Source organism: Serinicoccus sediminis (assembly GCF_004153545.1).
GTDB classification, from domain to species: Bacteria; Actinomycetota; Actinomycetes; order Actinomycetales; family Dermatophilaceae; genus Ornithinicoccus; species Ornithinicoccus sediminis_A.
Genome location: NZ_SDVA01000001.1, coordinates 71,189 through 89,554, shown reverse-complemented (window position 1 = coordinate 89,554; position 18,366 = coordinate 71,189). Strand labels below are relative to the sequence as shown.

11 protein-coding genes are annotated in these 18,366 nt (G+C 75.3%); 6 read left to right on the top strand and 5 right to left on the bottom strand.

The genetic code is table 11. The features are described 5' to 3' along the window. Nucleotides 1–17 precede the first annotated feature (17 nt). The 4 genes from EUS26_RS00350 to EUS26_RS17505 all read left to right on the top strand — a co-directional run bounded on the left by EUS26_RS00350 (nt 18) and on the right by EUS26_RS17505 (nt 7,086). On the top strand, nt 18–2,270 hold the full coding sequence (locus EUS26_RS00350) for an asparagine synthetase B family protein (protein ID WP_130011200.1): 2,253 nt from the start codon (nt 18–20) through the stop codon (nt 2,268–2,270). Between the two features lie 130 nt (nt 2,271–2,400). Further along, a complete protein-coding gene (locus EUS26_RS00345; protein ID WP_130011199.1) occupies nt 2,401–3,618 on the top strand; it encodes a glycosyltransferase family protein in 1,218 nt (405 codons plus the stop codon). Nucleotides 3,619–3,808: 190 nt separating this feature from the next. After that, the gene (locus EUS26_RS00340) at nt 3,809–3,994 is read left to right on the top strand and encodes a hypothetical protein (protein ID WP_130011198.1); all 186 of its coding nucleotides are present in this window, start codon (nt 3,809–3,811) and stop codon (nt 3,992–3,994) included. Between the two features lie 71 nt (nt 3,995–4,065). Further along, nucleotides 4,066–7,086 (top strand): helix-turn-helix transcriptional regulator, encoded by a 3,021-nt coding sequence (locus EUS26_RS17505; RefSeq protein WP_272947937.1) that lies wholly within the window; start codon nt 4,066–4,068, stop codon nt 7,084–7,086. A 67-nt stretch (nt 7,087–7,153) separates the two neighbouring features. On the opposite strand, the gene EUS26_RS00330 is transcribed toward EUS26_RS17505, so the two are convergent. Both EUS26_RS00330 and EUS26_RS00325 read right to left on the bottom strand, forming a co-directional pair. Further along, nucleotides 7,154–9,247 carry a glycosyltransferase family 4 protein gene (locus EUS26_RS00330; RefSeq protein WP_130011196.1) on the bottom strand — a complete coding sequence of 698 codons (2,094 nt, stop codon included), beginning with the start codon at nt 9,245–9,247 and terminating at the stop codon, nt 7,154–7,156. Nucleotides 9,248–9,280: 33 nt separating this feature from the next. After that, the gene (locus EUS26_RS00325) at nt 9,281–10,348 is read right to left on the bottom strand and encodes an inositol-3-phosphate synthase (RefSeq protein WP_130011195.1); all 1,068 of its coding nucleotides are present in this window, start codon (nt 10,346–10,348) and stop codon (nt 9,281–9,283) included. A gap of 120 nt (nt 10,349–10,468) precedes the next feature. Here EUS26_RS00325 and EUS26_RS00320 point away from each other — a divergent pair, with 120 nt between their 5' ends. Then, a complete protein-coding gene (locus EUS26_RS00320; RefSeq protein WP_130011194.1) occupies nt 10,469–12,685 on the top strand; it encodes a transglycosylase domain-containing protein in 2,217 nt (738 codons plus the stop codon). After that, the gene (locus EUS26_RS00315) at nt 12,682–14,043 is read left to right on the top strand and encodes a hypothetical protein (RefSeq protein ID WP_130011193.1); all 1,362 of its coding nucleotides are present in this window, start codon (nt 12,682–12,684) and stop codon (nt 14,041–14,043) included. Before EUS26_RS00320 ends, EUS26_RS00315 begins: the two co-directional genes overlap by 4 nt. On the opposite strand, the gene EUS26_RS00310 is transcribed toward EUS26_RS00315, so the two are convergent. From EUS26_RS00310 to EUS26_RS00300, 3 genes are read right to left on the bottom strand one after another with little or no spacing between them, the layout of a single operon-like run. Then, nucleotides 13,992–16,301 carry an acyltransferase family protein gene (locus tag EUS26_RS00310; protein ID WP_130011192.1) on the bottom strand — a complete coding sequence of 770 codons (2,310 nt, stop codon included), beginning with the start codon at nt 16,299–16,301 and terminating at the stop codon, nt 13,992–13,994. The two genes, EUS26_RS00315 and EUS26_RS00310, sit on opposite strands and share 52 nt — an antisense overlap. Beyond that, nucleotides 16,298–16,870: a hypothetical protein gene (locus tag EUS26_RS00305; protein WP_130011191.1), complete on the bottom strand. Its 573-nt coding sequence runs from the start codon at nt 16,868–16,870 to the stop codon at nt 16,298–16,300. Before EUS26_RS00305 ends, EUS26_RS00310 begins: the two co-directional genes overlap by 4 nt. Next, nucleotides 16,863–18,344, bottom strand: a complete 1,482-nt coding sequence (locus tag EUS26_RS00300; protein ID WP_130011190.1) for a CCA tRNA nucleotidyltransferase — start codon at nt 18,342–18,344, stop codon at nt 16,863–16,865. The genes EUS26_RS00305 and EUS26_RS00300 overlap by 8 nt, the downstream gene beginning before the upstream one ends. Nucleotides 18,345–18,366 lie beyond the last annotated feature (22 nt).

The window sequence follows — 18,366 nt, the reverse complement described above, 5'->3', positions numbered from 1 at the left end:
CGGCCCGAGGTGCTGCCGTGGCGAGCGCGCCGTCCCTGGTCGCGGCCGCCCTGGGCCTCGGGGTGGACGAGCGCGCGGTGGAGCTGCTCGCCGACCTGCGCGAGAGGAGGGCCGGCCGGGTCACCTACCTGCCGGGGCTGCGCACGGCATACCTCGGGGTGGAGGCGCTGGTCCCCAACTCGCTGCTGCGCGTGACCGTCGGCACCGGCGGGACCCGGGTCGAGCAGCGACGCTTCTGGCCGTTCCGCCCGCGGGTGGCCCGCACCGACGTCGACGAGGTGTATGCCGAGTTCCGCGATCGGTTCGTCGCGCACGCCACGCTGCTGGCCGGGCTGGGGCGACCCGCCGTCAGCCTGACCGGTGGCCTGGACAGCGCGGCCACCGCGGTGGCCGCCGCACCCTCGGTGCGGGCGGCCGGCGGGTTCGCCTTCACCTACCTCAACCCGCGGGACGCCGCCCGGGGCGAGGCGGCGGTGGCGGACGTCGTCGGGGCGCGCGACGTGGCCCGCCTGCTGGGGGTGCCGCACCGCGTCCTGCGCTGGCGGCAGCCCCCGGCCGGGGGCACCTTCGACGTCCTCCACCGGCGCACCTACGCGCCGGAGACGCCCTCCCGGGGCGCGGCCCACGCCATGTGGGCCGACCTGCCCGGCGACGTCGTGCAGCTGCAGAGCAACGGCGGCGAGACCGGGACGACCTTCCTCCGCCACCGGCCCGACCACGTCCTCACCCCACGCCGGCTGACCGAGCTCTACCTCGGCAGCGGGGCCCCCGTCGACGACGGCCTCGCGCGGGAGCTCTACGGCGGCTACCTCGACCGGGTGCCGATGGACCCGGCGACGCTCCTGGGCTTCGACGACTACGACGTCCTCTACTGGGAGCAGCGGATGGGGCGCTGGGGCTGGCAGAAGTTCGTCGACGGGGACTTCGGGCACCGCATCCTGCTGCCGTTCAACGACCGGGTCCTGCTCGAGACCATGCTGTCGCTGCCCTACCCGATGCGCCGCGACCGGGTCCTCCCCGCGCGTCTCGTCGCCGAGGCGGGGCTGCAGGTGCCGGGGTCGGCCGCCCCGGTCGCCCCGGCCGCGCCGACGCCGCACCCGGGCAGGGTGCGCAGCGGTATGCGTCGGCTGCGGGGGGCGCTGAGGCGGCGGGCTGGGGTGCCCGTGGGTCGGGCCGACGGGCCCGCGGGCGGTGAGCAGGACAGAGCGGGGGGTCATCGGGCGGGCCGCGACGGGACGGTCCGCGACGGGGTGATGCGTGCCTTCGCCGTGGTGCCGACCGGGGCGGCCGAGGACTTTCCCGGGGCTCTGCGGACTCGCCCGCTGCCGGTCGAGGGGCTGAGCCTGAGGGCCCACCCGGCCCTTCCGCACGCGGTCGTCGGTGACGCCGGCGCCTGGGTCCTCGTGCTGGGCGAGCCCCTCGACGTCCCGGACGGGCTCGACGGGGCACGTCCGGTGGCCCGGCTGCTGCACCGGCTGCTCATCCGCGGGCCGGGCCTCGTCGCCGCCACCGTCCGGGCCGCCGGGCTGTGCGGGTCGTGGGTCGTGGTCATGGCCGGCCCCGAGGGTGGTCGGGTGCTGACCGACCCGCTGCCCAGCTGGGACCTCCGGCTCGGCCCCGACGGGCGGACGCTGATGGGTGACCCCGGCCCGGCGGCGGACCTCGGCGGCGGGGAGGGTCACCCACTGGGTGGTGACCACCTGCTGCGCGCGGGCCCGCCGGACCCCGTGCCGCGGTGGCAGGTCGACGAGCTGCCCGACCTCGCCGGCGCCGTCGCGCCGGGCGCCGACGCCGTGCGCCGGCTGGCCGCGCACGTCCTCCTGCTGACCGCCCGGGGTCGGCCCGTCCTGGGCCTGGGGGCCGGTGGGAGCCTGCTCGAGGTGCTGCCCCTGCTCACCGGTCCCGCTGCCGGGCCAGGGACGGGTGGCGGCCGGGTCGGCGCGGTGACGTGGTGGGACCCGTCCAGCGCCGACAGCACCCGGGCGATGATCCGGGGCGGCCGGCGCGCCTTCGACGCGGGGGTCGACCAGCGGCTCGTCCTGCCCGGACGCGGTGGGCCGGTCGACCCGGGCGCAGCCCTGGATGCCGCGCTGGGTCCCGACGACGTCGTCTGGCTCGGCCTCGCGCCGGGCCGCAGGGAGTCCGCCCGGTCCGTGCTGGGCGCGGTCCGGCCCGTCCGACCCGTGGCCCTGCCGTGGAGCGACCGCGTCCTGGCCCTGCTGCAGGGGGGAGGGGGGCCGGACCGCTGTACTGAGCCGCATACCTCCTGACGACGCGTCCGGTGCGGCCCGACCACGCGTCCTGTGCGGTCTGACCACGCGTCCTGTGCGGTCCGACGACGCGTCCTGTGCGGCCCCGACGGGCGTCCTGTGCGAGAGGGCAGCACTAGAGTGGGCGCCGATGGCTGACACGACCGCGGTGCCCGGTGCCGGCGACGACCAGGGCCGGGCTGGGGCGCGCGACCTCGTCGTCTCCTACTGCTTCCCCCCGTACGTCGACACCTCGGCCGTCGTCGCCGCCAAACGGGTGCGTGAGACGGGTCGTCCCGTCGACGTCCTGCAGAACCGCATGTCTGCCGAGCGCGCCACCGACCGGGGCCTGGCCCGGATCGCCGACCACCTCGTCGTGCGCCGCCAGCAGCTGCCCAGCCCCACCCTCTTCTCCTCCTGGCGCGGCATCACCGGCTTCACCCAGCGCGGCGTGCAACGGGCACTGGAGTGGGACCGCGAGGGCGAGGGCTACCTGCGGATGTACAGCCGTGCCCACTTCACCGCGAGCCACGTGCTGGCGGCCCGGCTCGCCCTGCTACGCCCCGGGATGGAGTGGACGGCGGAGTTCTCCGACCCCCTCTCGCGCGACGTCACCGGCGCGGTCCGGCACGCCCCGGCCCGGGAGGACTCCCTGCTGGAGACCCTGGGCGAGGGGATGAGGCGCGCCGGCTTCGCCCCGCCGACCAGCGGCAACTCCTTCGAGTGGGCCGAGCAGCTGGCCTTCGCCATGGCCGAGACCATCGTCTTCACCAACGAGCACCAGCGCGAGCTCATGCTCGAGCGGGTCGCCGACGCCGAGCTGGTCGACCGGGTCCGCGAGCACAGCCGGGTGTCACCCCACCCGACCCTGCCCGAGGAGTTCTACTCCCTGGCCGACCCTGAGTACCCGCTCCCCGGTGACCGGCGCAACATCGGCTACTTCGGCAACTTCTACGCCACGCGGGGCATGGGCAGCGTGCTCGCGGCTCTCGAGGCGCTGCCGCAGCGGCTGCGTGCCGAGGTGTGCCTGCACGTCTTCGCGGGGCGGCCGGACGAGGTCGAGCAGGAGGTCGCCCGGCGCGGCCTCGGGGACTGCGTGCGCACCGGCCCGTTCCTGGGCTACCTGGAGTTCCTCGCGATGTGCCGACGGATGGACGTCCTGCTCGTGAGCGACGCCGTCACCCAGGGCCTGCTCGCCACGAACCCGTTCCTGCCGAGCAAGTGGAGCGACTACCGCGGCAGCGGCACCCCGGTCTGGGGCATGGTCGAACCCGGGTCGGTGCTCGACGCCCAGCCGCTGGACCACCGGTCCCCGGTGGACCACGTCTCGGCCGCCGTGCAGGTGCTGGCCGCGGTCGCCCGCTCCTAGGAGCGCGTCGGCACCGGTCCGTCCGACCCTCACGGGTCGTCTCGGACGCGAGTCCTGAGGTGGGGCGGTGGTGTCTGAGGTAGTCGACGGACGCAGGTCAGGGAGATCGCCTCATGTCCCCGCCTACCTCAGAGGGTGAGTCTGGACGTGTCGGACCCGCCCGGGTCCGTCCGTCGAGAGAGGAAGACCCATGTTCACCACCACCTTCCTGGCGAGCGAGGACGCCTACCGCCGCGCGCAGCTGCGCCGCGCCTGGGGCGACCCGGTCCTGCCGCGCCTGCGCCGGCCCCGACCGGCCGCTGCGAGGCGGCCACTGCCCGCAGCCGTCGGTGCAGCGTCGACCCGGTCCACCGAGGCCGTGGTCGGCGCCCGGTGACGGGGCGACTCCTGCCCCCCGCCGCCGGCACCGGGCTGCACCTGTCCGCGCCGACCGCGATGATGGGTGGCGTGACACCGGAGGAACGCGCCGCCACCCCGTTGCTGGGGCGTCAGCGGGAGCTGTCGGAGCTGGAGGCCAGAGTCGGTCTCGGTGAGCGGCCCCGACCGGCCGCGGTCGTGCTCGGTGGGGACGCCGGCGTGGGCAAGACCCGCCTGCTGGGAGAGCTCGGTCGTCTGGCGTCCGAGCAGGGCTGGCGCGTGCTCGTCGGGCACTGCCTCGACCTCGGCGACAGCGCACTCGCTCTGCTGCCGTTCACCGAGATCCTCGGGCGGGTCGACGACGAGGCCCGCGAGACCGTCGGTCAGGTCGTGGCGCACCACCCCGGCCTGGCGCGCCTGCTGCCTGCGGTCCGGGTCATGACCGCGCAGCACCCCACGGCCGGGCCGGGCAGGCCGATGGGTTCCCCCTCCCCGTCGGTCCAGCCACCCGGGCACGAGGACGTCGCGGTGCGGGCCGACCTCTTCGAGGCGGTGCACGCGGTGCTGGAGGTGCTGGGCGCAGACCGGCCGCTGCTGCTCCTCGTGGAGGACGTCCACTGGGCGGACCGGTCGACCCGAGACCTGCTCTCCGTCCTTCTCGCGCGCGGTTTCACGTCGCCGGTCTCGGTGGTCGTCTCCTACCGCGCCGACGACCTGCACCGCCGCCATCCGCTGCGCCGCGCGCTGGCGGAGTGGGGCCGTATGCCCTCCGTGCACCGGATGCACCTGTCCCCGTTGCGCGACGCCGACGTCCGCGCACTGGTCCACGCGGTCCGACCGGGACTGACCGACCAGCAGGCGGTCGAGGAGATCGTGCGGCGCGCGGAGGGCAACGCGTTCTTCGCCGAGGAGCTGGTCGTGGCCCGCGAGCTCGGTGACGACACGCTGCCCACGGACCTGGCGGACCTGCTGCTGGTCCGGCTGGACCGGCTGCCCGACGACGCGCAGACGGTGGTGCGGGCGGCGGCCTGCGTCGGGCGCCGGGTCCCGCACGTGATGCTCGCGGACGTGGTCGAGCTCTCCGACGGCAGCCTCGACGAGGCGCTGAGGGCGGCTGTCGAGGCCAACATCCTGGTGCCGGTGCCCGACGCCGGCTACGCCTTCCGGCACGCGCTGCTCGGCGAGGCGGTCTACGACGACCTGCTGCCCGGCGAACGGGCCAGGGTGCACGCCGCGTGCGCCCGCGCGCTGCGGGAGGGCCGGGTGGCGGGCACCGCGGCCGAGCTGGCCCGCCATGCCCGGGCCGGGCACGACCCGGTCACCGCGGTCAGCGCCTCGGTGCGGGCCGGCCAGGACGCCCTGGGCGTGGGTGGTCCGGCGGAGGCGGCGGTGCACCTGCTCGGTGCCCTGGAGCTCCTCGACCTCCCCGAGGTCGCCGCCCAGGCGGAGGTCGACCGCACGGCGGTCGTGCTGCAGGCGGCGGAGGCGCTGGTGACCGCCGGTGAAGCCCCGAAGGCGGTCGCGCTGCTGCGCCAGGAGGTGGTGGCGGTCGACGCCTCGGCGGTGACGGCCCGTGCCGACCTGCTCATGGCGCTGGCTCACGCCTTGTTGCTGCTCGACGAGGCCGGGGTGAGTGTCCTCGCCGCGACCGAGGAGGCGCTGGACCTGCTGGGGGACGACCGCACCATCCGTCGGGTGCGGGCGCTGGCCGTGCACGCGCGGGCGCTGGCCGACCGGGGGCGCTTCGAGGTGGCGACCCGGGCGGCGACCGCAGCCCACGACCTCGCCGGGGAGCTGGGCCTGGAGCAGCTGCAGAGCGAGGCCGCCACCACTCTCGGGCGGCTCAAGTCCTTCGTGGGTGAGCCGGAGGCCGCGGTCGAGGCGATGGCCGAGGTCATCGACCGGTTGCGCCCCACGGGCGATGTGACCGGGCTGGTCCGCGCCCTGCACCAGATGGGCGGCATCCTGCTCGAGCAGGGCCGCTTCGGCGAGGCCCGCGGCTACTACCGGGAGGCCGCCGACCTGACGCGCCAGCACGGGCGGCCCTGGGCGCCGTTCGGCTTCGACGCCCGGCTGCTCGCCGCCATCGCCGCCTACCTGGTCGGCGACTGGCCGGAGGTGGACCGGCTGACCGATGTCCGGGAGGAGTCGCCCCCCGCGGCTCTGGCACCGCTCCTGGAGGCGTTGGCGCTGCACACCCTCGCAGGTCGAGGTGACCCGTCGGCGATGCAGAGGCTCGAGGCCCTGCAGCTGCCGACGATGCGGGACGGCTGGGCCGTGGTGCTGGCGACCGGCCCGGCCATCGACATCCTGGGCGACAGCGGTGAGCTGACCCGCGCCGTCGCGGCCTACGACGGGGCCGCCGCCACGGTCAAGGAGCTGTGGCACGTGTCGAGCTTCGCGGCGCAGGTCAGGTTCGCGGCCCTGCTGCTCGGGCACCTGGTCGGGCGGGCGGTCGTGGCGGTGGGACCGGAGCGGGCCGAGCTGGTCGGCGTGGGTGAGCGCCTGCTGGAGGACGCGCGAGCCGTGGCCCGCAGGCGCGAGGAGCTCGACCGCGCCGACGGCCCCGAGGGGGCCGCCTGGGCCCTGCGCCTGCAGGCCGAGCACCTGCGACTCCGGTGGCGCGCCGGCACCGCACCGCCCGCCCTCGAGGAGCTCGTCGACGCCTGGCAGGCGGCCTACGACGCCTTCGACCGGCTGGGGCACCGCTTCGAGCGCGCCCGGACGGCCGCGCGGCTGGCCTCAGTACTGCTCCACGCGGGACCGGAGCGTGCGCCGCGGGCCCGTGCGCTGCTGGACGAGGCTCGCGAGGAGGCCGAGCGGCTCGGCGCCCTGCCCCTGATGGCCGAGATCGGCGCGCTGGGCGGCCGCACGGCGCCGCCTGACGACGGACCCGCCTCGCGCGGGCGGGTCGAGGTCGGGCTGACGCCCCGGGAGCGGGAGGTGCTGACGCTCGTGGCCGCCGGGCGCAGCAACGGCGAGATCGGCCGGCAGCTGTTCATCGCGACCAAGACGGTGAGCGTCCACGTGTCCAACATCCTCGGCAAGCTGGGCGTCGGCAGCCGGACCGAGGCGGCCGCCGTCGCCCGCGACCGAGGGTTGCTGGGCTGAGGCGCGGCCTCGCGGGCGCCCGACGTCGACCGACCTGGCCGCCGTGCCCCGCGGACGCCGCCCCGGATCACTGCCCCAGGACGAGGCGGGCCAGCTCCGCGCGCGCCTGGGTCGCGGCGAACCGCTCGTCCACCACGGCCCGGGCCTGCTGCGAGGCGTCCGACCAGGCCGGCTCGTCCGCGAGGGCCGCCACCCGACCCGCCGCCTCCTCGACCGACCCGACCACCCACTCGTCGGGGAACAGGCTGCGCGCGCCGCCGACCGGGGCGAAGACCGGCCAGTCCCGCACCACCGGGACGGCACCGGAGGCCGCGCCCTCGACGAGCGCGAGGCCGAAGGATTCTCGACGGCTGGTGGAGAGGACGAAACCGGCGGACGCCAGGTGCGGCGCCAGGTCCCGGGTCCAGCCGACGAAGGTGACCCCGCCGCGGACGTCCTCGGCGGCGAGCCGGGCCCGGAAGGAACGGGCGTACTCCTGCTGGGAGGCGACCGTGCTGTCCTGGAAGTCGGGGCCGACGAGGACGAGCCTCCAGCCCGGGTCCTGCCGCCGCAGCAGCGCCAGCACCTCCAGCGCCCACACCGGGTCCTTGACCCGTTGGGCCCAGCCGACCATGAGCAGGGTCCTGCGGTGGCCGTCCACCTTCCCGACCGGGATGCGGGCCGGGTCGAGCACGTTGCCCACGACCCTGACCTGCGTGCCGGCGAGCCGGCCGCCCAGCAGCGCCGCCACGACCCGCCGGAGGTGCTCGCTCACGACGACCAGGACGTCCACCCGCGTCCAGTCGAGGAGGTGGATCCAGGGTGACAGGGCATCCATGCTGTGGATGCGCAGGGTGACCCGCAGCCCGGCGGGGGCGCTCATGACCGCGGCGACGGATCCGCGGTCGGCCCAGTCCACGAAGAGCGCGTCGGCCGCCTCCAGCTGCTCCAGCAGCGCGTAGTCCGGCACCCACGGGTGTCCGGCGGCCTGGCGCAGCCGGGCGGCCACCAGCTCGCCGCGGGTGCCCAGGCCCCGCAGCTGGTCCCTGGCGCGCAGGTCCGCGACGTGCACGTCCGCGCGAGCGGTCAGCTCCTCGACCACCGGCGCGGCGAACTGGGGGTAGGACCCGGGGGCTACGACGACCCGTGGCCGTCCGTCGGCGCCGCCCCGGGCGTCGCGGACGACCCGGGGGTGCGGTGGGCGCTGCGGCACGGGGTCCGCGAGCATCCGGCCGACCCGGGAGGCCCGCCAGTCCGCGAGGAAGGCGTCCGGGTCCGTGACCAGCGCAGACTCGAGGCCGTCCGCGTGCAGCTCGCGGTGGAAGAGCAGCTGCAGGGCCAGCGTCGTGGCGCGGTGCGCCTCCTCCGGGGCGTCGTCGAAGGCCGCGTCGGCGCGGGCGAGCACACCCCGCACGGTCTCGTGCAGGTCGGCGGACGGTGCGCCGGTGCGGGAGAGCTCGACCAGCGTGCGGAGCGCCCGGTGCACGGGGGCCTCCTCCCCACGACCGGGGTCGAGCCGCTGCGCGAGCCGGGCGGCGAGCGCATACTCCCCGGCGCCGTGCAGCGCCACCACCAGGGGCACGAGGAGCCGCTGCCGCCTCGGGTGTATGCCGACCCCGTCCGGCGGGAGCTCGGCGAGCACCTCGGCGGCCAGCTCGGCGTCGAGCCGGGCGCCACCGGCACGGACCCGACGGCGCAGCGTGGCCCACACCGGCGCGTCGCCGGCCGGGCCGGGGAGGTCGTCGAGCCGCAGGACCGGGGCGGGCGCGGCGCCGGGACGGTCGAAGAGCCGCTGCGCCGCCGCGCCGACCGGGATCACGGCGTCCACCCCGTCGAGGGCGCGTCGGGCCCGCGGATCCGCGCGCAGCCCTCGGGAGAGGGCGCCGCGCTCGAGGTACCAGGCGACCGGTGCCGGGCGTCGCAGCCGGCCGGCCAGCTGCCGGGGACTTCGCGCCCACCTCGTCCGCACCGGGACCCGCGCGCGGAACGACCGGAGCTCGCGACCGGGTTCGCCCCGGCACCACAGCAGCACCACCTGGTGACCCTGCTGGGTGAGCGCGCGCAACCGGGCGGCGACCGCGTCCAGGTCCTGGGCGTCGAGAGCGACGGCGGCCACCCGCCGCCTGCCCCGCCCGGCGAGCGGGTCCCCGGTCCGGGTGGCGGTGTGAGGGCGGTCGGGCACGGCCCCGACCCTACGCGAGCGAACCCCGCGCCATCAGCCCCGGATGAAGGCCTCGACCTCGGCGCGCCCCAGGTCGTCGGGCATCTGCACCGGCGGGCTCTTCATGAGGTAGGCGCTCGCGGAGACGACCGGGCCGCCCTGCCCGCGGTCCTTGGCGATCTTGGCGGCTCGGATGGCGTCGATGATGATGCCGGCCGAGTTGGGGCTGTCCCAGACCTCGAGCTTGTATTCCAGGTTGAGCGGGACGTCACCGAAGGCCCGCCCCTCGAGACGGACGTAGGCCCACTTGCGGTCGTCCAGCCACTGCACGTAGTCCGAGGGCCCGATGTGCACGTCCCGCTCGGCCATGGTGCGGGACATGTTCGAGGTCACCGCCTGCGTCTTGGAGACCTTCTTGCTCTCCAGCCGCTCCCGCTCGAGCATGTTCTTGAAGTCCATGTTGCCGCCGACGTTGAGCTGGTAGGTGCGGTCCAGCGCGACCCCACGCTCCTCGAACAGCCGGGCCAGGACGCGGTGGGTGATGGTCGCCCCCACCTGGCTCTTGATGTCGTCGCCGACGATCGGCACCCCGGCGGCCTCGAACTTCGCCGCCCACTCGGGGTCGCTGGCGATGAAGACCGGCAGCGCGTTGACGAAGGCCACGCCCGCGTCGAGGGCGCACTGCGCGTAGAACTTGTCCGCCTCCTCGCTGCCGACCGGCAGGTAGGACACGAGCACGTCGACCTGCGCGTCCTGGAGCACCTGGACGACGTCGACCGGCTCGACCGGGGACTCCTCCACGGTGAGGGCGTAGTACTTCCCGAGCCCGTCCAGGGTCGGCCCGCGCTGCACCGTCACCCCGGTGTCCGGGACCTCCGCGATCGAGATGGTGTTGTTCTCGCCGGCCTGGATGGCCTTGGCGAGGTCCTGGCCGACCTTGGCGGCGTCGACGTCGAAGGCCGCGACGAACTCCAGGTCTCCGACGTGGTAGTCACCGAACGTCACGTGCATGAGACCCGGGACGGACCCTGAGGGATCCGCGTCCCGGTAGTACTCCACACCCTGCACGAGCGAGCTGGCGCAGTTGCCCACGCCGACGATCGCGACCCTGACCGATGACATCGATGCTCCTTGCTGACACACGACGGGCGGCCCACCGGGCCGCCCCTTCTCGCACGGGCAACGCCCCCGGACCCGGACGCATTCCGGGCGCTCACCCGCGCGATGGGCACAATAGGGGGCGTGAGCCGCTCCAGCACCGCCTCCCCCTCCCGTCGCCCCTCCGGCCGAGCCCGCTCCCGGGGGCGCCGGGGCGGTCTGCTGCGCCGGGTCCTGCTGTGGGTCCTCGGCCTCGGCCTGCTCGCGGTGCTGCTGGCCGTCGGGGTCTTCGCCTGGGCCTACAACCGGACCGACATCCCCGCACCCAACGACTTCGCCGAGGCGCAGAGCTCGATCCTCTACTACGCCGACGGGGAGACCGAGCTGGCGCGCTTCACCGGTGGGTACGACCGCGAGGCGGTGCCGCTGTCGGAGGTGCCCGAGCACGTGCGGGAGGCGATGCTCGCCGCCGAGGACCGCTCGTTCTACGAGAACGAGGGCGTCTCGATCACCGGCACCGCCCGGGGTGCCTGGCGCACCCTCACCGGGGACGGGCTCCAGGGCGGGTCCACCATCACCCAGCAGTACGTCAAGAACTACTACCTCACCGCGGACCAGACGCTGCAGCGCAAGTTCACCGAGATCATCATCTCGATCAAGATCGACAACGAGCTCTCCAAGGACCAGATCCTGGAGAACTACCTCAACACCATCTACTTCGGCCGGGGCGCCTACGGCATCCAGACCGCGAGCCAGGCCTACTTCGGCAAGGACGTCTCCGAGCTCTCGGTCGAGGAGGGCGCCTTCCTCGCCGGGGTCACCAACGCCCCGTCGCTGTTCGACCCCGACTACGCCGAGGGCAACGAGCAGCGCGCCGAGGACCGCGTCGCCTACGTCCTCGACGGCATGGTCGAGGAGGGGTGGCTGGAGCCCTCCGAGCGCGAGGGCCTGGGCCTGCCCGAGATCCAGGAGCCCAGCCCCTCCACCGCGGCGCAGGGGACCGAGGGCTACATCGCCGAGCAGGCGCGCTCCGAGCTCAAGGACATCCTGGGGGTGGACGACGCGGAGATCGACGGTGGCGGTCTGCGCATCACCACGACCATCGTCGAGCAGCACCAAGAGGCCGCCGAGGAGGCGGTCGACCTCTACCGTCCGACCGGGGAGGGGACCGACGACATCACCGTCGCCCTCACCGCCATCCGCCCCGGCGACGGGGCGATCACCGCGATGTACGGCGGCGACGACTACCAGGAGACGCAGCTCAACGCGGCCACCGACGCCCGGGTGCAGGCGGGCTCGCTCTTCAAGCCGGTCACCCTGCTCGCCGCCGTGGAGGACGGGGTCGACACGCTGCAGACCTACGAGGGCCCGACGCCCATGACCTTCGGCGAGGACCAGACCGAGGTCAACAACTTCCAGGACCTGTCCTACGGCCTCATCGACCTGCGGACCGCCCTCGCCGAGTCGGTCAACACGATCTACGTCCAGCTCAACGAGCAGATCGGCCCCGACCGCACCCGTGAGGCGGCCGTCGACCTCGGCCTGCCGGAGGACACGCCGGGTCTCGACACCGACCTGACCAACGTCCTCGGGACCGCCTCACCGACCCTGGTGGAGATGACCAACGCGTATGCCACCATCGCCGCCGAGGGCGAGCGGGCCACCCCCTACCTCATCGACCAGGTGGAGACGGTGTCCGGCGAGGTCACCTACGAGGCCGACCCGCAGACCGAGGAGGGCGTGGAGCGCGACGCCGCCGTGGACACGACCGACGCCATGACCTACGTCATCAGCCAGGGCTCCGGTATGTCGGCCGGTGACCTCGGCCGCCCCGCCGCCGGCAAGTCCGGGACGAGCGAGAACAACGTCTCGGCGTGGTTCGACGGCTTCACCCCGCAGCTCGCGGCCGGCGTCGTCCTCTACAAGGGGGACGGCACGGTCCCCATGCAGGACGTCGCCGGTCTGGAGCAGATCACCGGAGGCACCTTCCCGGCGCAGGTGTGGGGGGAGTTCATGCGGCTCGCCCTGGACGGCGAGGAGGTCCTCGAGTTCTCGCCGCGGGTGGGGACCGGCGGCCCCACCGACGACACCCCGACCACGCAGGCACCCCCGACCACGCCCGAGCCCTCCCCCACCAGTGAGGAGCCGACGCAGACCTCGGAGGAGCCGACGACGACGCAGCCCACCGAGGAACCCACCACGGCCGAGCCGACCCCGCCGGCACCGACCACGCCCGCACCGACGACACCCGCACCGACGACTCCGGCACCGACCCCGACGCCGTCGCCGTCGCCCACGCCGACCCAGACACAGCCCGCGCCGCCGCCGGGTGACGGCACCCAGCCCGAGCCGACGGGGTGAGGGCCGAGCCCGACCGGCGCACCACCGGAGGGCACGACCGGCCCTGGGAGGTGCCGTCCTGGGTGGACCCGGTCGTCGCCCGGGCCACCGGCATCATCGGCGGGCCGCTGGGTCGGCACGGCGTGGTCGGCGGCCGGGGCCTCGCGGGGGTGGCCGCGGCACTCACCCTGCTCGGCGCACTGTCCCTCGGGCTGGGGGTCTGGCAGAAGGGGCACTGCCTCATGAAGGGGTGGAGCACCCCGGACCAGTTCTGGCGGGCCTGCTACTCCGACCTGCCGGTGGTGCACGTCAGCTCCCCCCTCGCCGGGCGGGAGCTGCCATGGGTCGGGGAGGGCGCCGCCACCGGCACCGCCCCGCTGCCCGGGGCGGTCATGTGGCTGCTGGCGCAGGTCACGCCGCGGGCGGGCACCGGGCTGGCGGCGCAGCAGTGGGTCTTCTCCCTGTGGGCACTGCTGGCGGTCGTGCTGCTGGGCCTGGCCGTCCTGGCGCTGGTGAGCCTGTCCCCGACCCGTCCGTGGCAGGCGGCCCACCTGGCGGTGAGCCCGGTCCTGGCCCTGCTCGCGCTCGTCTCGACCGACCTGCTGGGGGTCACCCTCATGGTGCTCGGGCTGTGGGCCTGGCGCCGGGACCGCCCCTGGGCCGCCGGCGTGCTGCTCGGGCTCGCCGCGCTGGTCCGGCCCTTCCCGCTGCTGGTGCTCGCGGCCGTCGTCCTCGTGGGGTGGCGGCGAGGTCGCCTGCTGCCCGCCCTCCAGACCGTGGTCGGTGCCGTGCTGGGTGCCCTCGTCGTGCTGGTCCCCCTGGTGGCGGTCCAGCCGGAGGCGCTGTCCGCGGCGCGGCAGTGGTGGGGCCAGCCGGCAGGCTTCGGTGCGCTGCAGATGGTGCCCCGCCTCGTGGGCCTCACCGTGCCGACCGCCGCGACGACCGCGGTGGCCGTCGCCGGGTGGCTGCTGGCCCTCACCCTGGGGGTGCGCCTGTCCGCACCGGGACGGGCGGGAGGGTCGCCCGGGGTGGTCGGGCTGTCCGCCCTCATGCTGCTCGTCGTCGCCCTGACGTCGGCCTCGCTGTCGGTGCAGTCCGGGCTGTGGGTGCTGCCCCTCCTCGCGCTGTCCGGGGTGCGGTGGTCGCGGCACCTGGTCTGGGCGCTCGCCGAGTCGCTGGTCTTCCTCACGACGTGGCTGCACCTCGCCTACGACAGCGACCCGGGACGGGGTCTGCCCGGCGACGCGTATGCCGTCGCGCTCGTCCTGCGCGCCCTGGCCTGGTCGTGGCTCCTGTGGGAGGTGGCGCGGGGGGACCGCCCGGTCGCTCAGCGTCCGGCGCCGACCTCCACACCCGTCCGCACGGACTCCTCCAGCTGACCACCGAGCACGACCTGCCCGACCTGCTCCTCCACGACGTCCCGCAGGGACCGGACGTAGGTCGCGGACAGGTGGTTGCTGTCCCGCCACACCACGACCTCCCCCACGATCGGGCTGCAGGTGCGGCCGGGGCAGACCGCGTCGGTGAGGTCGACGACCGGCAGCCCGGGTCGCTGACGCGCGAGGAGGTCGTGACCAGTGCCCGAGGTGGCCAGCCCCCGCTCCCGGTCGAAGGCGCAGCGCGGGACGTCGTCCTCGTTCTCGAGCAGGCAGGCCGGCACGTCGAAGGGTGCGCGGGGCACGTCGCGGACGAGGGCGGGACGCATACCCTCCTCCTGCAGCATGTCGACGCGGGCCCCCAGGCCCGCCGCCACCTTCTCGTCGCCGGTCGTGCCGTACGAGGCGCTCGAGAGCAGCACCACGTCGGGCGACTCCCGCACCAGCGCGTCGTCCAGCCGCCGCTGCCACCGCGTGCACTGCCGGTAGTCGCCCGCCTGGCCCGAGCGTTCCACCACGAGGCCCCGAGCCGGCGGGCAGGACGACTTGGTCATGGCGATGACGCGCCACCCGCGGTCGCGGCCGATGGCGTCCATCGCCGTCATCCACATGCCGGCGTGGCTGTCCCCGATGAGCGCGACCGTCAGCTCTCCGTCGGGGTCGCCCCCCTCGCAGACCCCGACCCGGGTGCCGGTCAGCGTGACGAAGCAGTCCTCGGGCTCCAGGACGGGGACGTCGTCCGGCACCTGCTCCAGCGGCACGGCCAGCTGACCGACCCGCTCGGGGATCTCGACGACGGGCGGGGGCTCGCCGAGGGCCCCTGAGGCCCCGCTGCCCGCCGAGGCGGCCACGAGGGGGGAGTCGCGACCGGGTCCCGCGACCGCCGGCACCGGGTCGTCGACGCCGCCGAGGGTGTCGGCGCCCACCGGGGACCGGAGCTGCTCCACGACGTCCGGGGTCCGCCATCGCGCGGCCTGCTCGGTCACCGACGACGGGGCAGCCAGCATGAGCGCCAGGCCCAGCGCCGCCCCGGCGAGGGTGCAGTTCACCCCGAGCCGGAGGGTGCGCCGGACCGCGAGGCCGGGGGACAGCTGGGCCGACAGCACCCGGCCGTGCCGGCGCACCGGGTCCTCGACGAGGACGAAGGACAGCCACGCCGGGACCACCGACAGCCCCACGGCCAGCAGCCCCCAGTGGACCGGCAGGGTGTCCGGGCCGCCGCGCCCCACGTGCACCATCTCCGCGGCGACCGCGACGAACGGCCAGTGCCAGAGGTAGAGGCTGTAGGACAGCCGCCCGACCCACTGCAGGGGCCGGGCCCGCAGCAGCGCGACCGGCCCGAGCCCCGCCGCGGCCGGGCCCGCGAGGAGGACCAGTGCGGTGCCGAGCGTCGGCAGCAGCGCCCACAGCCCCGGGAAGAGGGTCTCCTTGGTGATGACGACGAGCGAGAGGCCGACCATGGCCAGCCCCGCCCAGCCCAGGACGGCGGCGAGGGCGCGCGGCAGCCGCGGCCAGGCCCGTGCGCCCAGCGCGACGAACGCCCCGATCATCAGCTCGTGCACGCGGGTGGGCGTGACGAAGTACGCGGACGGCTCCTCCAGGGTCCAGCGCCAGGAGACCGCGAGCGACGCGGCGAACACCGTCAGCGTGACCGCCCAGGTGACCGCGCTGAAGACGCGCGCGCGGCCGGCGGCATACACCAGGACGAGGAGCAGGACCACGGGCCACACGAGGTAGAACTGCTCCTCCACCGACAGCGACCAGTAGTGCTGCAGCGGGCTGGGGGCGCGCTCCAGGTCGAGGTAGTCCACCGAACGCCACGCCATGCGCCAGTTGACGACGTAGGTCGCCGACGCGAGGAGGTCGCCACCCACCTCAGCCCACCGTGGCCGGGGGAGGAAGAGGACGGTCAGCAGCGCGGTGCCGGCGAGTGCGGCGAGCGCCGCGGGGAGCAGCCGCCGGGCGCGCCGGGCGTAGAAGCGGCCGAGGTCGATCCGTCCCCGCGCGTGCCCCTCCTCCAGCAGCAGGGAGGTCATGAGGAAGCCGCTGACGACGAAAAACACGTCGACGCCGACGAACCCACCCGGGAGCAGGCCGACCCCCGCGTGCCAGAGCATGACACCCAGGACCGCGACGGCGCGCAGGCCCTCGATGTCGCCGCGGAAGTCGCGCGGGACCGGTGGCACGGACAGGGCGTGGCGGGCGGCGTGCAGCGCCCGGGCCCGGCGCCGGGTGAGCGGCACCTCCGGGGCGGTGCTCATCGGGCCCCCCGGGGCTCCGGCACCGGGTGGTCGCGCAGCCAGACCCGGTGGACGCCCTCGACCCGGACGGCCACGGCGAGCGCCGCGGCCGCGACGACCAGCCAGGCGGGGCCACGGTGGTCGACCGGCTCGGTGGGCACCTCGGCCGCCTCGCTGAGCGAGGTCCCGTCCGCCCGGTCCTGCGCCACGACGGCTGCGCCGGTGTCCGCGGCGAGCGCCGCGAGCCGCGGGTCGGGCGCGGTGGCCTCGAGCGAGACCTCCCGCTCCCGCTCCCCGTCGCGGACGGCCAGCCGGACGCTGCCGGTCAGCTCGGGGTCCAGCTCGACCTCCCGCTCGACCCGCGGTCGCAGGTCGGGGTCGGCCAGCTGCGTCGCGAGCCGGTCGGCGGCGGCGACGGTCGGGGCGGTCAGGGTCGCCGTGGCCAGGTAGGTCCGGGGCCGCACCAGCTCCGCGGTGCCGAGCGCCAGCACCGCCAGGAGCACGAGGGTGATCCAGGGGACGCCGGCGAGCAGGTGGGTCCAGCGGTGGTGCGCGGTCTGGGGGTGGCGGGCGTGGCGGTGCCTACCCACCGGGCGTCTCCTGCTCCGCCCACCACCTCAGCAGCTCGGCTCGGGCGCCCTCCTCGCCCAGCGGCCCCTGGTCCAGCCGCACGGCGAGCAGGTGCTGGTAGGCGCGGCCCAGCTGGGGGCCCGGTGGGATGCCGAGGACGGCCCCGATCTGGTGACCGTCGAGCTCGGGCCGGACGGCGTTGAGCTCCTCCTCGGCCCGGAGCCGGTCGATCCGCTCCTCGAGGTGGTCGTAGCTCGCCGCCAGGCGCGCGGCCTTGCGCCGGTTGCGGGTCGTGCAGTCCGAGCGGGTGAGCTTGTGCAGCCGCCCCAGGAGCGGCCCGGCGTCGGTGACGTAGCGGCGCACCGCGGCGTCGGTCCACTCACCCGACCCGTAGCCGTGGAAGCGCAGGTGCAGCTCGACGAGCCGGGTCACGGCGCGCACGGTGTCCTTGTCGAACCGGAGCGCCCGTAGCCGGGCGCGGGCCATCTTGGCCCCGACGACCTCGTGGTGGTGGAAGCTGACGCCGCCGCCGGGCTCGAAGCGGCGGGTGGGGGGCTTGCCGATGTCGTGCAGCAGCGCGGCCAGGCGCAGGACGAGGTCGGGCCCTGGGACGCCGTCCGGGTCCTCCTCCTGCGCTCCCGGCGGGTCCTCCAGGCCGATGGCCTGCTCCAGCACGATGAGACTGTGCTCGTAGACGTCCTTGTGCCGGTGGTGCTCGTCGACCTCCAGCTTCAGGGCGGGGAGCTCGGGCAGGACGTGGTCGGCCAGACCGGTCGACACGAGGATCTCCAGGCCGGCCCGGGGGTCGGGCGCGAGCACGAGCTTGACCAGCTCGTCGCGGATCCGCTCCGCGGACACGATGGTGATCCGGTCGGCCATGTCGGCCATCGCGGCGAGGACGCCCGGGGCCGGCCGGAAGTCGAGCTGGGCGGCGAACCTCGCCGCTCGCAGCATCCGGAGGGGGTCGTCGGCGAAGGACACCTCCGGGGCGTGCGGCGTGCGCAGCCGCCGCTCCGCGAGGTCGCCCAGACCGCCGTGCGGGTCGACGAAGGTCAGGTCCGGCAGGCGCAGCGCCATGGCGTTGACCGCGAAGTCGCGGCGGACGAGGTCCTCCTCCAGCGACGTGCCGAAGGCGACCACCGGCTTGCGGGTCTCGCCGTCGTAGGCGTCCGCCCGGTAGGTGGTGAACTCGAGGGTCTGCCCGCCGCGTCGGGCCCCGATCGTGCCGAACGCGCGGCCGATGTCCCACGTGGTGTCCGCCCAGCCGGTCAGCACCTGCTCGATCTCCTCGGGGGCCGCCGACGTGGTGAGGTCGAGGTCGCTGGACGCACGGCCGAGGAAGGCGTCCCGGACCGGTCCGCCCACCAGCGCCACCTCGTGCCCCGCGGCGCCGAAGAGCTCCCCGATCTCGGTGAGCAGCGGCATGGCGGGGGTCAGCTGGCGCAGGGCGCGCAGCAGCAGCGCGCCGTCGGTGGTGGTCTCGGAGGCGGACATCGGATCTAGGGTAGTCGGCCCC